The 13,893-nt window shown below is 64.3% G+C and carries 12 protein-coding genes; 3 read left to right on the top strand and 9 right to left on the bottom strand.

Annotated features, from left to right (window positions below; translation table 11 throughout):
- The first annotated feature begins 15 nt into the window (after positions 1 to 15).
- Positions 16 to 984 carry a GlxA family transcriptional regulator gene (locus HL671_RS09705; RefSeq protein ID WP_172236274.1) on the top strand — a complete coding sequence of 323 codons (969 nt, stop codon included), beginning with the start codon at positions 16 to 18 and terminating at the stop codon, positions 982 to 984.
- A 175-nt stretch (positions 985 to 1,159) separates the two neighbouring features.
- Here the strand turns inward: HL671_RS09705 and HL671_RS09710 are convergent, their stop codons facing one another.
- Positions 1,160 to 3,397 (bottom strand): xanthine dehydrogenase family protein molybdopterin-binding subunit, encoded by a 2,238-nt coding sequence (locus HL671_RS09710; protein WP_172236275.1) that lies wholly within the window; start codon positions 3,395 to 3,397, stop codon positions 1,160 to 1,162.
- A gap of 12 nt (positions 3,398 to 3,409) precedes the next feature.
- A complete protein-coding gene (locus tag HL671_RS09715; protein WP_172236276.1) occupies positions 3,410 to 3,859 on the bottom strand; it encodes a (2Fe-2S)-binding protein in 450 nt (149 codons plus the stop codon).
- A gap of 248 nt (positions 3,860 to 4,107) precedes the next feature.
- On the opposite strand from HL671_RS09715, the gene HL671_RS09720 reads away from it, so the two are divergent.
- On the top strand, positions 4,108 to 4,665 hold the full coding sequence (locus tag HL671_RS09720) for a MarR family winged helix-turn-helix transcriptional regulator (protein WP_244424428.1): 558 nt from the start codon (positions 4,108 to 4,110) through the stop codon (positions 4,663 to 4,665).
- 77 nt (positions 4,666 to 4,742) lie between these two features.
- On the opposite strand, the gene HL671_RS09725 is transcribed toward HL671_RS09720, so the two are convergent.
- The 7 genes from HL671_RS09725 to HL671_RS09755 are packed head-to-tail and all read right to left on the bottom strand — an operon-like array spanning position 4,743 to position 12,123.
- On the bottom strand, positions 4,743 to 6,380 hold the full coding sequence (locus HL671_RS09725) for an ATP-dependent acyl-CoA ligase (RefSeq protein ID WP_172236277.1): 1,638 nt from the start codon (positions 6,378 to 6,380) through the stop codon (positions 4,743 to 4,745).
- Between the two features lie 26 nt (positions 6,381 to 6,406).
- Complete coding sequence (locus HL671_RS09730) at positions 6,407 to 7,561, bottom strand: ABC transporter substrate-binding protein (RefSeq protein ID WP_012043381.1); 1,155 nt, start codon at positions 7,559 to 7,561, stop codon at positions 6,407 to 6,409.
- Positions 7,562 to 7,620: 59 nt separating this feature from the next.
- Entirely contained in the window at positions 7,621 to 8,403 is a 783-nt protein-coding gene (locus HL671_RS09735; protein WP_012043380.1) for a cyclase family protein, read from the bottom strand.
- A gap of 34 nt (positions 8,404 to 8,437) precedes the next feature.
- On the bottom strand, positions 8,438 to 9,679 hold the full coding sequence (locus HL671_RS09740) for an SDR family NAD(P)-dependent oxidoreductase (RefSeq protein ID WP_172236278.1): 1,242 nt from the start codon (positions 9,677 to 9,679) through the stop codon (positions 8,438 to 8,440).
- Positions 9,676 to 10,860 (bottom strand): thiolase family protein, encoded by a 1,185-nt coding sequence (locus HL671_RS09745; RefSeq protein WP_172236279.1) that lies wholly within the window; start codon positions 10,858 to 10,860, stop codon positions 9,676 to 9,678. The genes HL671_RS09740 and HL671_RS09745 overlap by 4 nt, the downstream gene beginning before the upstream one ends.
- 17 nt (positions 10,861 to 10,877) lie before the next feature.
- A complete protein-coding gene (locus tag HL671_RS09750) occupies positions 10,878 to 11,306 on the bottom strand; it encodes an organic hydroperoxide resistance protein (protein ID WP_172236280.1) in 429 nt (142 codons plus the stop codon).
- Positions 11,293 to 12,123, bottom strand: coding sequence for an aspartate/glutamate racemase family protein (locus HL671_RS09755; RefSeq protein WP_012043376.1), 831 nt, complete (start codon positions 12,121 to 12,123; stop codon positions 11,293 to 11,295). The genes HL671_RS09750 and HL671_RS09755 overlap by 14 nt, the downstream gene beginning before the upstream one ends.
- Positions 12,124 to 12,716: 593 nt before the next feature.
- On the opposite strand from HL671_RS09755, the gene HL671_RS09760 reads away from it, so the two are divergent.
- Positions 12,717 to 13,865: an ABC transporter substrate-binding protein gene (locus tag HL671_RS09760; RefSeq protein ID WP_041750656.1), complete on the top strand. Its 1,149-nt coding sequence runs from the start codon at positions 12,717 to 12,719 to the stop codon at positions 13,863 to 13,865.
- Positions 13,866 to 13,893: the final 28 nt, after the last annotated feature.

The raw sequence follows: 13,893 nt of genomic DNA on the forward strand, positions 1-13,893 counted from the left end.
AACAACGGTATCATCATGCGCCACATCGGCTTCATCATGGAAGATGGCTTTCAGATCATGGCGATGGCCGCCTCAAGTGCGTTCGAATTTGCCAACATCCAGAGCGGCGAGAAGCTCTATCGCGTCAGCGTCATGTCCGAGAAGGGTGGCCCGATCCGGTCGACCTTGGGCGTGCGGATCGACACCGAACCGCTGGGAGACTTTCCCGATACGCTGATGGTGGTGGGTGAATTGCGGCCGCGGCCGTCGAGCCCGGGCTTGCGCGCCTATATCGCCGAGGCTGGTCAGAAGTGCCGCCGCGTCGCAGGCGTCTGCACCGGAGCCTTCTTGCTCGCCGAGGCCGGGCTGCTTGATGGCCGCAGCGCGACGACGCATTGGGCATATGCCAGCGACCTTCAGCAGCGCTATCCCGCCGTCAGGGTCGATGACGATCGCATCTTTGTCTCCGACGGCAATGTCTGGACGTCGGCGGGCATGACCGCGGCCATCGACCTGGCGCTGGCGCTGATCGAGGAGGATCACGGCGCCGAATTGTCGCGCGCCGTCGCGCGTCGGCTCGTGGTCTATCACCGCCGGCCGGGCGGCCAGTCGCAATTTTCGGCGCTGCTGGATCTGGAGCCGCGCTCCGATCGCGTGCGGCGCGCGCTCACTTACGCAAAGGAAAATCTGCGTAATGCTTTGAACGTCGAGGAGTTGGCCGAGGCCGCAAGCCTGAGCCCGCGCCAGTTCAGCCGCATCTTCCGCGACGAGACAGGACAGTCGCCGGCCAAGGCGGTTGAGCGTCTCAGGCTCGAAGCTGCCAAGGCGATGCTGGAAGAAGGACGGCATTCCCTGGACGTCGTGGCACGCGACACCGGCTTCGCCGATCGCGACCGGATGCGCCGCGCCTTTCTGCGCTTTTTCGGCCAGCCACCACAAAGCTTGCGTCGGAGCCTGCGGTTGATCGAGGGCGAGCCTCAGGAGACGGCAGACAGCATGTCCTGAATGGGCGCTTCTGCGCGCTATAGCAGTCGGCACCGGATGCCAAGCTCTTGCTCTATCCCGAGGCCGGCTGCGCTTTCCTGTTTAAGAAATCGACGACGTCGCCGAAATGGACAGGTTACTGACGCGCTGATTGCAGAGCATCCCGGCACGCCTGTGCCGGGATGCAAATCGCGTCTCAGACTCCGAGCTTTGCCTTGGCGAGCGGCAGGCTGCGCACATGCCGCCCGGTCAGTGCGGCGACCGCGTTGACGACTGCGGGCGCAATTCCGGGCAGGCCGGGCTCACCGACACCGCCCATCGGGGCGCCGCTCTCGACGATCTCGACATGCACCGACGGCATCGCGCTGCGCGACAGGATCGGATAGTCGTCGAAATTATGCTGCTGGCGCCGACCGTCCTTGTAGACGAGCTCCTCGAACAGCGCCGCAGACAGGCCGAGCGCCGCCGCCGATTCCACTTGCGACGTGATGATCGCAGGATTGACGATGCTGCCGGGATCGAACGCGATCCAGAGATTGTGGACACGCACCTCGCCTTTCTGCAGCGAGACCTCCGCGATGGTCGCGGTCTCCGAGCCGAACGGCGACGCTAGCGCCACGCCGCGGGCGCGCTTGCCGCCCTCCGCCTCGTAAGGTCCGCGCTTCCAGCCGCCGGACATCCTGGCGACGGTTTCCAACAGTTTCAGATGGCGCGGCTTGTTCTCTAGCAGCGCGAGGCGCAGCTGATACGGATCCTTGCCGCCAGCATCGGCGATCTCGTCCAGGAAGCCTTCATAGAAGTAGTCGTTCATGGAGTGGCCGACCGAGCGCCAGAAGGCGATCGTCACGGGATGGGCGAACTTCACATATTCCATGCTCCGATTGGCAATCGCGTAGGGCTTCTCGACGAGGCCCTCGACAGCGGAGCTGTCGACCTTGCCGCCGACGGTGACGCCGAACCAGCGTCCTATCGGCCCCTCGCCCACGGTGCGCACCTTGATCGCAATGGGGATGCCGTCCTTGTCGAGCGCCGCCTTGAAGCGGCTGAAGCTCAGCGGACGCAACGCGTCCATCTTGAACTCCTCCTCTCGCGACCACAACACCTTCACCGGACGCTTGGTGGCCTTGGCCAGCAGGATTGCCTGCTGGAACGGATTGGACGAGCCGTAAGCGAAGTGGCGGCCGAAAAAGCCGCCGAGCATCGGTGAGTGCAGGATCACCCTGTCCGGGGCAACATCCCCGACTTTCGCAGCGATGCTCTGGAACAGCTCCGGCATCTGATTGGGCACAAACAGCTCGAGCGTCCCATCGGCATTGAAGCGCGCCATCGACGATGGCGGCTCGAGCTGGCCGTGCGCCAGATAAGGCGCGTCATATTCGGCTTCAACGATCTTCGCTGCATTGGCAAAGGCTGCCGCGACGTCGCCATCCTTCTCGGCGGACAGGCCGCTCGCGTCCGACGCTTTCAGCGCGGCCAGAATGCCCGTCGACGAATAGTCGGCGGCCACGGCGTCGAACCCCGTCGCCGGCGCCTTGGACCACGTCACCTCCAGCGTCTCGACCGCCTTGCGCGCGCGATACCAGCTGTCGGCGGTAACCGCGACGGCACCCGGCAGTCTGTGCACGGCGTGGACGCCCGGCATCGCGGCCACCGCAGACTCGTTGCTGACGCGTTCCGGCTCGGTCCCGAGCACCGGCGCATGCTGGATCGCCGCGTACAGCATGCCGTCGAGCTTCTGATCGATCGCATAGACCGCCTTGCCGGTCGATTTGGCGCGGACATCGAGCCGCGCCATCGGCTGGCGGATATAGCGGAAGGTCGCGGGATCGCGCAGCGCCACGTTCTCGGCCGGCGTCAACGTAAGCGCCTGTTCGGCGAGCTCGCCATAAGTCACGCGGCGGTTTGATCCGGCATGGACGACGTAACCGTCGTCGGTGTTCAACGTATCCGCCGTCACGTTCAGCTTTGCGGCCGCAGCGCGGATCAGCATGTCGCGTGCGCTGGCGCCGAGCCTGCGCATCACCTCGTAGCTCGACCGCGTCGAGAAGCTGCCGCCGGTCAGGCGCAGGCCGTTGAGAATGGCGTAATCCGGACCAGGCGGCGCGCATTCGACCTCGAAACGGCTCGGATGTACATCGAGCTCTTCACCGATGATCTGGGCGAGCCCGGTGTTGATGCCCTGCCCGCCTTCGACGAATGGGCTGAGCAGCTTGACCGTGTTGTCCTGGCCGATGACGAGGAACGCCGGCACGCGGGTGCCCGGCTTCACAGCCGCGGCGGCCTGTGCGCGCGCACCGAACGCCGGCAGCAACGTCCCAAGGACGAAGGCGCCTGCGCCGAGCCCGAGCAGACGGCGGCGCGACAGGTTGGTCACACCCTGATCAGGGATCAGCGGCATCACCGCGGACAGGTCGATCTTGAGGAGAGCGTTCATGGTCGTGTCTCCTCAGGCCTGAGCTACGCGACGGATCGCTGCGGCAACGCGATTATAAGTGCCGCAGCGGCACAGATTGGTCATGGCATCGGCGATGTCGGCCTCGGACGGATGCGGGGTCTGCTTCAACAGCGCGGTCGCCGCCATCACCTGCCCCGACTGGCAATAGCCGCATTGCGGCACCTGATCCGCGACCCACGCCTCGACCACCTTGCGACCGACAGCATCCTGATCGATCGCCTCGATGGTCCGGATGTCGGCTGAGCCGATGCTATCGAGTGGAACTTGGCAGGACCGTGTCGCCTGCCCGTCGATCATCACCGTACAGGCGCCGCATTGCGCAATGCCGCAGCCATATTTGGTGCCGGTAAGCCCCAACGTATCCCTGAGCACCCAAAGCAACGGGGTGTCGGCCTCGGCCGCAATCTCGTAGTCGCGGCCGTTCACGTGAATTCTGGTCATGGCGATTGCACCTCGGTTTGAGCCGACAGGCTACAGGCGATCGGACGGTTGGCGGATGACAAAAATCCGGCAGTTCCGGACATCATGGCGCAATTGGGCGGCCAGATCGGAGCCGTTCGCGCGAGAGGCTGACCGCACTTCTGGTATTTCGAAATCTGCCGGCCACGCCGTCCGGGTCGAAGCGACCGCTTCCGTGCTGACCTCAATGGGCCGAGCCTTGAATTTACTTTTGGTACGAAGTAATTCAGATGGACACGAGCGAGGACTGTGACGACGTGAAACGGGCCGACAGGAAAGTCGATTTGGCACTTAAGGAGGCCCCGCCTGTTGCGTCCAGGACCGGCACCGATCAGGAGGCTGAGCACAGGGCACAGACACGGCTATGGCTGCGGCTGCTCGCCTGCACGACGCTGATCGAGGGAGAGTTGAGGCGTCGCTTCCGCGAGGAATTCGATTTCACCATGCCGCGTTTCGACGTGCTGGCTCAGCTCGATCGCGAACCCAGCGGGCTCGTTCTGGGCGAATTGCCCAAGCGCTTGATGGTCTCTGCCGGCAACCTCACCCCGATCGTCGACCGTCTGGTCGAGGATGGCTACATCACCCGCACGCCTTCGAACCTGGATCGGCGCGTCCAGATCATATGCATGACGGTCGAGGGCCGCAAAGCATTCAGGCGCATGGCGAAGCGGCACGGTGCATGGCTCGCCGAGCTGCTGGCGCAATTTCCGCCGGAACGGCTCGACGGGCTGACCTTGGAGCTTGATGATCTGAAGGGAGCCGTCAAGCAAGCGACACGAAAGCCTTAGGTCGCCGCCGTGATCAGTTGGCGCGGCTGAGCTCTACGAAACGCGCAAAGACTGTCGAGCAGCAGTGGGCAAGACAATCACTGCCGCCGAACACGAATCCCGGCCGCGTCGCGATCCCACGTATCGGCGGTCACACCAGCCTCGCGCAACACACCCTTCTTGATCTTGCCATTCTCCGTCAGTGGCATCTGCGCAACGATGCGCACATAGCGGGGCACCGCGAAATAGGCGATCATCGTCTCGCAATGCCTGATGACATCGACAGGCTCCAAGCTCTGTCCGGGCTCGAGCAGAATTGCGACGGCGACCTCATCCTCCCCCAGCTCCGATGGCAACGGGTAGACGGCGCAGGCCGCTACGGCAGGATGCGCCTGGATTGCCTGCTCGACCTCCCAGGACGATACGTTCTCCCCGCGCCGGCGGATCGAGTCCTTCATCCGATCGATGAAGCGAAAATGTCCGCTCGGCTCACGGACCACGCGGTCGCCGGAATGAAACCACAGGTTCCGCCATGCTTCGACGGTCTTCTCGGCCATGCCGTAATATCCGCTGGCAAAGGCGAATGGCTCCTTGGCGCGCAGAACGAGTTCGCCAGCCTCGCCGTCAGGCAGCTCCGTATCGTCCTCATCGACAATCCGGGCTTCGATCCCGTCCGCAAGATAGCCCATCGTCCCCGGACGATCGGATGGAATCGTTCCCGCAAATACGAAGTTCGTTTCCGTGGAGCCGTAGCCGTCGAGCAGGGGAACGCCGAACCGTTCGAAGAAGGATCGATGCACCTGCGCCGGCACACCGCCGCCAAGCGCGACGCGCAGGCCGTGCGTGGACTCCTCCTCCCGCTTCGGCTGCGCCAGCAGCATCGAGGCCATGGCGCCGAGCAGATAGCCCACGGTTGCCTGGTGCCGTCGCGCCGCCGCCCAATAACCCGAGGCGGAGAATTTCGGCTCCAGGACGTAGGTACATCCGTTCAGCATCGCCTGATAGAACGCATTCAACGCATTGGTGTGGAAGAGCGGCAGCGTCGTGAACAGCACATCGCCCTCGCGGATGCCGAGCGCCCGCGCCGAATAGATACCCCACCAGAACATCTGGGCCTGCGGGCAGCAAACGCCCTTCGAAGGCCCGGTCGTGCCGGACGTGTAGAGGATGGCCACCGTGTCGGCCGGGCGTATCGCGCCAGCGCATGCACAGGCGCCGAGCGGCGGCAGCGGGACAGCTGACAGCGCGGTCTCCACGGCCGATCCGATGATCCAGATCGACGGCGGCAGTTGAACATCGGGCTCGATCGTCTCGATCGCCGCGAGATACGGAGCTTCGACGACCAGCAGCGCGGGGCGCGAGTTGCGAAGCACATGGGACAGTTGCAGACCTCGCAGCGCCGTATTGATCGGCACGACGATCGCACCAAGCCAGGCGCAGCCGAGATAGACCCGAAGAAACTCCGGCCGGTTCGAGCACATCAAAGCGATGCGATCGCCCGGCTTGAGTCCGGCCTCGATCAGCGTCTGTGCCGATGCGGCGGCAATCTGGACCGTGTCCGCATAGGTCCAGCGCTCCTCCCCAGACACGAACAACACCTGCTCGCCGTAGTGTTCCGCCTGCCGTTGCAGAATCGCCGGAAGCACCCTTTCGGACGGCGAGAATCGCGCGACCGCGCGCGCCCAGCTCGGCAAGGCGTCACGCTCCGCGACGGGATCACATACGTCTGTCCGCACCTGCTACTCCGCTCAAGCGCCGACCATCATGGCAGCAATTTGTAGTGACCGTCTTCGATCTGGACCATGATGCGCGCTCGCGCATCGACACCATGCCGATCGGCCGGCGTGAAGGTGTAGACGCCCTGGGTCCCGACGACATCCTTGGTGGTGAACAGCGCTTCGCGGAGAGCGGAGCGGAATTCCGGCGATCCAGGCTTCGCACCCGTCGCCAACGCGCGCTTCGCAGCGTCGACGAACACCAGCCAGCCGTCGAACGAATAGGATGAAAATGAATCGGTCGGCGCTTCGCCATTGGCCTTGGCGAAGGCCGCGCGGAAGGCCAAGGCCACCTCTCGAATGGGATTGCCTGCCGCAAGCTGCTCGGCCGCCGTGACCGGTCCGGTCGGACAGATGATGCCGTTCGCCGCCTTGCCGGCCAGCCGCAGGAAATCGGCGCTGATCAGTCCGTGATTGCCGTAGAGCGGCCCCTTGTAGCCGCGCTCGGACAAGCCAATGACCGGCAGCGCGCCGGGGGTCCCCGTCCCGCCCAGCATGATGGCATCCGGCCGTGCCGCGAGCGCACGCAACAGCTGCGCTGTGACGGACGAGTCGGAGCGCGCGTAGCGCTCATTGGCGACGACCTTGATGTCGGCCGCCTTCGCGCTGGCGGACAATGACTCGTACATGAGGTCGCCGAACGCGTCGGAGAACCCGATGAAAGCGACGCTCTTCAGCCCGCGCGCCTTCATATGATCAACGATGCCTTGCACCAGCAATGGCGTCGGCTGCGGCGTCTGAACGACCCACGGCCCGCCGTCGCCGGACGGCACCGGGGCGATCGGAGACACCGCGATCATGGGCACCTTCATCTCGATCGCGGCCGTCGCCATCGCCAGCGTCTGCGGGGCTCCCGAGGTCCCGATCAGGATGTCGACCTTGTCCTGCTCGGCAAGCTTGCGGGCATTGCGCGTGGAGGCCGTCGGGTCGGACCCGTCGTCGAGCTGAATGACGCGGACCTTCTCACCGCCGATCTCTCCGACATAGGCCTGGCCGGCAGCGATCCCCTTGGCGTTCGGAATCCCGATCGATGACACCGGCCCGCTGAGGCCGGTGACGAAGCCGACAAGGATGTCCGCCTGCGCGGCCTGTGAAAGGCCGAGCAGCACAGCAAAAGAAGTCAACCAGCTCTTGATTAGCATGCGGCACCTGTTCCGGCGGTTTGCAATATTGTCATCACATCTAGAACTCACAGCCGGCTTCAGCTCGACGACACCAGCGCGATCACGCGCAACGGACTGCCTGACCCGTTCTGAATCTTCAGCGGCGACGCGATGATGACAGCTCCCTTGGCAGGAAGCTGATCGAGATTGCAGAGGCACTGCAGACCATAGCGGCCCGCGCCATGCAGGAAATGATGGGCCGGATACGGCGGATCGAAATGGCCCGCCTGGCCGGCATCCGTGCCGATGGTTTCGGTGCCGAAGCCGATGATGCCGCGCTGCTCAACCAGCCACTTCATCACCGCCGGGTTCGGGCCCGGCGTGTGCGCGCCGTCATCGCGCAGATTTGCATAGTCACGCCAGCCCTTCTTCGACCAGTCCGTCCGCAGCAGCACCCAGTTGCGCTCGGGAATGCGACCATGCTGGGCTTCCCAGGCCTCGACCACGGGGATCGTCAGGAGGAAATCGGGATCCTGCTTTGCTTGAGCCGAGCAGTCGATGACGCAGGCTGGAGCCAGCATGTCCTTCGGGGGCATCGTATCGACCGCGTTGTTCGGCAGGTCCTTGCCGGTGAACCAATGGATCGGCGCGTCGAAATGAGTTCCGGTGTGCTCGCAGAACGACACGTTGTTCCAATACCAGGCCGGGCCGCGGGCATCGTAACGCGACAGCTCCTGAATCCGAACCGGCGCCGCCGGGCTGAATTCCGGTGGCAGCACGATGACCGGAAAATCCGGACTGAGCGTAAATGTCAGATCGACGACGCGGACCGCGCCGGAAGAGATCGCGCCTGCTAGCTCCAGGAGGTTCGAGCTCTGCATGGTCATGGTTCCCGGCTTGGTTGGGCTTGCGAGATCATCGGTCGAGCTCACGCTCGAGCGCCTTCGGATTGGCGGCGAGCCGCTGCCGGATTTCTTCTGCAACGTCTCCGACATAGACGTCCTCGAGGCCGCTCTTGAGCGCGGCCACGATCGCCTGCGCAATGGCGCGGGGCGCGACCTTCGGCGGCGGCACCATCTGGAACCACTCGGTATCGACAGGGCCAGTGAACAGGTTCGTCAGCTTGACGCCGCCGGGACGCAACTCTGCACGCAGGCAATGGGACAGCGACAGGCAGGCGGCTTGTGAGGCCGAATAGGCGCCGTAAGCAGGCCAGTTGGCCAAGGCATAGACCGACAAGACGTTGACCCAGGCGGCACTGCTGTTGACGCCATCCGCGCCCCGCATCCGCATCGCGGGCCCGAATCCCTGCGCCAGATTCAGGAAGCCGAGATAGGCGTGGTCGATCTCCTCGCGGGCAATGGCGGTGCCCTTGCGGTCGAGCACGCCGCCGGGCCTGATATATTCGGTCGTGTTGATGAGGATGTCGACCTTGCCGCCGATATCCGCGGCGAGATTGGCGACCGACTTCTCATCGGAGGCGTCCAGCGCGACGATCTCGATTCCATCCAGCTTGCGGAGGTGTTGTTCGCCAGCAAACGGGCGCCACGGCTCGGCAACGCCGACAAACACCGTCTTCGCGCCGGCGGCCTGCAATGCGGTGACCGTCTCCAATCCGATGGCACTGCGACCGTTGGTCACGAGCACGCGCCGGAATTTGGGATCAGCCGTCATTTCCCGCCACTGCCGGTCATCGTCCATGTTGGGAGTCTCCTCCTCCGGCCGGGCAAAGGCGACCGCCTGACCGCTCTTGTCGAGCTGAAACGACATGCGAACGGGCGCCCCTTCGCTGCAATCGGCGTGCAGATGCGCGACGATCGTCGGTCCGCAATCCATCTTGACCAGACCGATCCGCCAGGGCGCCCGCTCACGGAAATAGACATCGCTCGGAACGCGAGCCGTCGTCTCCGCCAGCAAGGTGCCGCGCCGCGGCGCATCGACGAAAGGCAGATCTGCCGACAGGCACGACGGACAGGCGTCGCGCGCCGGATAGGCAAAGGTGTTGCAGGCGGCGCACCGCTGCAGCATGAAGCGCCCCTCGGCGGCCGCTCGCGTGAAGCCATGCGACTTTCGGCTGCGCGCCCGCGGCGGCGACGCCGGCAGCCGCGTCCGCAGCAACGGGTTCTTGCGCCGGGGAGGATCGATCGGGTTGATCATCGCGCAGGCCCCGCCAGGATCACGGCCCCCGAGGCGAGACCGCGATCATAATTGATCATTCCGAAGCCAGACGCGAGAGCGAGCCGCGCCGCTTTCACCTGGGTCGGCCCTGCCGTTCCCAGCACCTGCCGAAGCCCTTCGACGAGTCCGAGATAGGCGCCGGCCGCACCGGCCTGCCCGACCGAGAGCTGGCCGCCGGACGTATTATGCGGGAAGTCGCCATCGATCGTGAGATCGTGCTCGCGCACGAAGGCCGCCCCTTCCCCCTTCTTGCAGAAGCCGAGATCCTCGAATTGCATCATGGTGATGACCGGGTAATCGTCATAGGTCTGGACGACATCGAGATCGTCCGGCGTGACCCCGGCCATGGCGTAGAGTTCGCCAATATCTTTGGCCCAGCCGCCGCGTAGCTGCATGGGATCATCCGCAAATGCGTTGTGCCGCTCGATCGTCGAAAGCACGCGGGCGGCCGGTAATCCGAGCGATGCCGCCGTGTCGTCCCGCATCACCAGAAACGCCTCGGCGCCGGCGCACGGCATGACGCAGTCGAACAGGTGAATCGGATCCGAAATCGGGCGGGCGGCGAGATATTGCTCGATCGACAGCGGCGTCTTCATCAGGGCATTCGGATTGCGGAGCGCGTTGGCGCGCTGCGCAACCGCGATCCTGCCGACATCCTCGCGCGTCACACCGTAGGTGCGCATGTAATTGCGCGCAATCAACGCAAAGCTCGCATTGGCGCCGCCTGCTCCGTAGGGATAGACGGCGTCTTGATTGAAGCGGGAGAAATTCTCGAGTGTCTGCCGGAACGAATCGACATGATTGGCATCACCGGCCACGCAGGCCACGATATCAGCGTCACGCGCCTGGACCGCCCGCGCCGCCTTCCGCACCGCCGCGATGGCACTCGCGCCGCCGAGCGGGATCGTATCAAGCCACCGCACGCACAGACCGAAATGCTGGGTCAGACCAACGCCGCTGTCGTTCCCCAGCGTGAAGCTGGAGACACACAGGCCGTCGATATCCAAACTCTTAATCCCGGCCTGCGCCACGAGCGCGCTCAAGGCGCGGCCGATCCACCATTGCGCGCTTTCGATCGAATAGCGCATGTAAGGAATCGTGACCGGAACGGCCATGACGACCCCATCGTAGGATGCGCGCTGAGTCTTCTCCACTGTCATCCGCCCGGATTAGCGCTTCAGACCACCGTCAGCTTCACGTCGATATTGCCACGCGTCGCATTCGAATAGGGGCAGCGCTCATGCGCACCAGCAACGATCTCCTCGGCCAGAGACTTCTCGATGCCCGGCAGGCTGACCCTGAGCTCAACCGCAAGCGCATAGCCGACCGGGATCGGGCCCATCCCAACCTTCGCGGTGACCGACGGCTCGGCGGACGGCGTCATCTTCCTGGTACGAGCCACGAGCTTGACCGCGCCGAGAAAACACGCCGCATAGCCGGCGGCAAAGAGCTGCTCCGGATTGGTTCCCTCACCGCCGGGCCCACCCAGCGCTTTCGGCAAGGACAGCGACACCGACAGCAAGCCATCCGCGCTCGCAGCCTTCCCGTCGCGGCCACCCGTCGCCGTGACCTCGGTCTCGTAGAGGATCTTTTCAGGCTGCACCATTCTTGGTCTCCACCGCGGGACTCGGCTCCCGGCACAATTGCGTGTTGCAAGCGAGCAGCGCGCGAAAATCCTCGCGGGCGAGCGCGCTGGCCCGGCTGAAGCTGGGGCCGCGACTCGGCTCGGTCCCGTTGAGCCGCCTGAGCTGCACCCACATCTCGGCATTCTTCAAGGCGACCGCCGCGCAATTGACCACCGGCGCGTGATCGATCTTCAAACCGTGTTCACGGCCGATCAACAGCCCCGGCAGCACGCCGGCGGGAATCACCACATCGGCGCCGCGCTCCAGCAGCGGACGCGCACACGCCACGAAGTCCCTGATCATCCGCGCCTGCGCCTCCTGGTCGCCGGCAAACGCGGCGGCAAAATCCTCGGGCTTGCAACCAAGCCCGACAACATGGGCAATGCGACCACCGAGACCGTAACGTTCGGCCTGCTCATAATGCCAGACCTCGAAGACGGGATCGAGCGTCACCAGGCCAAGCCGCCTGCCGAGCTGCGAGGCGGCAAGCAGGGTCGCCTCCCCTGTCCCGATCACCGGAATGTCGAGCGCGGAGCGAAGCTCATAAAGCCCGGGATCCTGAAAGTGTCCCATGACGAAAGCGTCGAACCCGCCCTGTTCGGCTGCGATGCCGTTGTCGATGGCCTGAATCGCACAGCGCAACTCCGCGAGGCGACCGAATTCGCGATCAGGCGGCGAGATTCCTTCGACGTGAACGCTCGTGCCAGGCGCCGCGATCGCGTTGAGGTACTCCGACAGCCGCGCCATGTAGGGCGCATTCACGCTCGCATCAACGAAGCTCTGCCAGAAGATGCGCATCGCCCTTCTCCCCGGACGTCGGAAGATCCATCCTCGATCTGCCGCCGTAGAAATTTCAATCATAAACTAATTGGTGCGTCAATGCGCTCAGCGCGATACGCGGGCAGTTGGACGACAGCCGGCCAGACTGCACATTGCTCGGCGGGCGATGGCGCGGCAATCGGCGCAGCCTGACGAAAATGTATGCAATAACATTTTTTTCTTACGAAACGCCGGCGCGTGTTGACGGCTTCGCCAATAATACTTTAGGCTTTAACTAATCCATCGGCGCAGCCGCTGGGCCCAGACACCGATGTTGCAGGGCACCGATTTTGAGACTCTCGATCGCCTGGACAGTCACAGAGCCGCCGGCAGCATCGTCGCTCTCGCGTCGCGGCTGCAGCGCTCCTCAGGCGATGCCCGAAAGCGCTTCCGGGTCTCTCGCATGGCAACGCGGCTTCGACAGCAGCCGATGCCATGACCGCTGACGCCCGCCAAGCAGCCCTTCATCGGTGCGCCCGGCCTGCGGCGCTGCAGCATCGTCTCCGATCATTGTGTCAGCTCCCGGCGGGGAGCAAGCTTCCCAAACCGGTCACCCCAGGAGGAGAACGCAAATGCGAAGGACTGTGAGCATACTCGCGCTTGTCGCCGGCGTCTTTGCGGCAACAGCTGCTCAGGCCGACATAACCATTGGTTTCGTCACATCGCTGAGCGGCCCCGGCGCCTCGATCGGCATTCCGTATGGCCGCGGCATCGCAGCGGCGTATGAATACAAGAAGGTGATCAATGGCGAGACCATTCGTCTGATCCAGCTGGACGATGGATCCGACCCATCCGCCGCAACCCGCAATGCGCGCAAGCTCGTGGAAGAGGAGAAGGTCGACCTCCTGATCGGCACGGCCACGGCTCCCTCGACCATCGCGATGGCCGCCGTCGCCAGCGAATTGAAGGTGCCGATGATCGCGGTGTCGCCGATCGGCAAGCTGCCGGAATCGCCGGAGCAATGGGTCGTCTCGGTCCCACAACCCGCATCCTTGCTGGTCAAGATCGTCGCCGACCGCATGAAGCGCGATGGCATGAAGAACATCGGCTATATCGGCTTCTCCGACGCCTGGGGCGATCTCGTCTATAACGGCGCAAAGGCGGCCGAAGCCACCGATGACATCAAGGTGCAGACCAACGAGCGTTATGCTCGGACGGACACGTCGGTGACGGCGCAAACGCTGAAGGTGCTCGCGGCCCGGCCGGATGCCGTCCTCGACGGCGGCTCGGGCACGCAGGGTGCGCTGCCTCTCCTGAGCTTGGCCGAGCGGGGTTTCAAAGGCAAGACGTATGGCACGGTCGCCCTGGTCAATCCGGATTTCGTCCATGTCGGCGGCAAGGCCGCCGAAGGGATCCAGGTGTCGGCCGGCCCGGTGATCGTGGCCGAGCAGCTCCCGGACGATCATTTCGCCAAGAAGCTCGCGTTGGATTTCCGCGCGGTCTACCAGAAGACCCATAATATTCCGACGACGGACGGCTTCTCCGCCTATTCGTTCGACGCCTGGCTCATCTTCGCCAACGCCGCCGAACAGGCACTCAAAACCACAAAGCCCGGCACCAGCGCATTCCGCGGCGCCCTGCGCGACGCCATTCTCAGCACCCGGGAACTGCCCGGCGTCCACGCCATCTACAATTTCAAGCCGGGAGCGGTCACGGGCGTGGACGAACGATCTCTCGTCATCGTTCGCCTGACCGATGGCGCGTGGAAGTATGCGCCATAATTCGACGACTGACCACCACTCGGAACGG

Origin of the sequence: Bradyrhizobium denitrificans (genome assembly GCF_013179005.1) — a bacterium.
In the GTDB taxonomy this organism is placed as follows: Bacteria; Pseudomonadota; Alphaproteobacteria; order Rhizobiales; family Xanthobacteraceae; genus Bradyrhizobium; species Bradyrhizobium denitrificans.

What these genes read in the sequence shown, in the direction of transcription:
- HL671_RS09705 (WP_172236274.1), top strand. Translation starts at nt 16, where the DNA reads ATGCGCCACATCGGCTTCATCATGGAAGATGGCTTTCAGATCATGGCG.
- HL671_RS09710 (WP_172236275.1), bottom strand. Translation starts at nt 3,397, where the DNA reads ATGAACGCTCTCCTCAAGATCGACCTGTCCGCGGTGATGCCGCTGATC.
- HL671_RS09715 (WP_172236276.1), bottom strand. Translation starts at nt 3,859, where the DNA reads ATGACCAGAATTCACGTGAACGGCCGCGACTACGAGATTGCGGCCGAG.
- HL671_RS09720 (WP_244424428.1), top strand. Translation starts at nt 4,108, where the DNA reads ATGGACACGAGCGAGGACTGTGACGACGTGAAACGGGCCGACAGGAAA.
- HL671_RS09730 (WP_012043381.1), bottom strand. Translation starts at nt 7,561, where the DNA reads ATGCTAATCAAGAGCTGGTTGACTTCTTTTGCTGTGCTGCTCGGCCTT.
- HL671_RS09735 (WP_012043380.1), bottom strand. Translation starts at nt 8,403, where the DNA reads ATGCAGAGCTCGAACCTCCTGGAGCTAGCAGGCGCGATCTCTTCCGGC.
- HL671_RS09740 (WP_172236278.1), bottom strand. Translation starts at nt 9,679, where the DNA reads ATGATCAACCCGATCGATCCTCCCCGGCGCAAGAACCCGTTGCTGCGG.
- HL671_RS09745 (WP_172236279.1), bottom strand. Translation starts at nt 10,860, where the DNA reads ATGACAGTGGAGAAGACTCAGCGCGCATCCTACGATGGGGTCGTCATG.
- HL671_RS09750 (WP_172236280.1), bottom strand. Translation starts at nt 11,306, where the DNA reads ATGGTGCAGCCTGAAAAGATCCTCTACGAGACCGAGGTCACGGCGACG.
- HL671_RS09755 (WP_012043376.1), bottom strand. Translation starts at nt 12,123, where the DNA reads ATGCGCATCTTCTGGCAGAGCTTCGTTGATGCGAGCGTGAATGCGCCC.
- HL671_RS09760 (WP_041750656.1), top strand. Translation starts at nt 12,717, where the DNA reads ATGCGAAGGACTGTGAGCATACTCGCGCTTGTCGCCGGCGTCTTTGCG.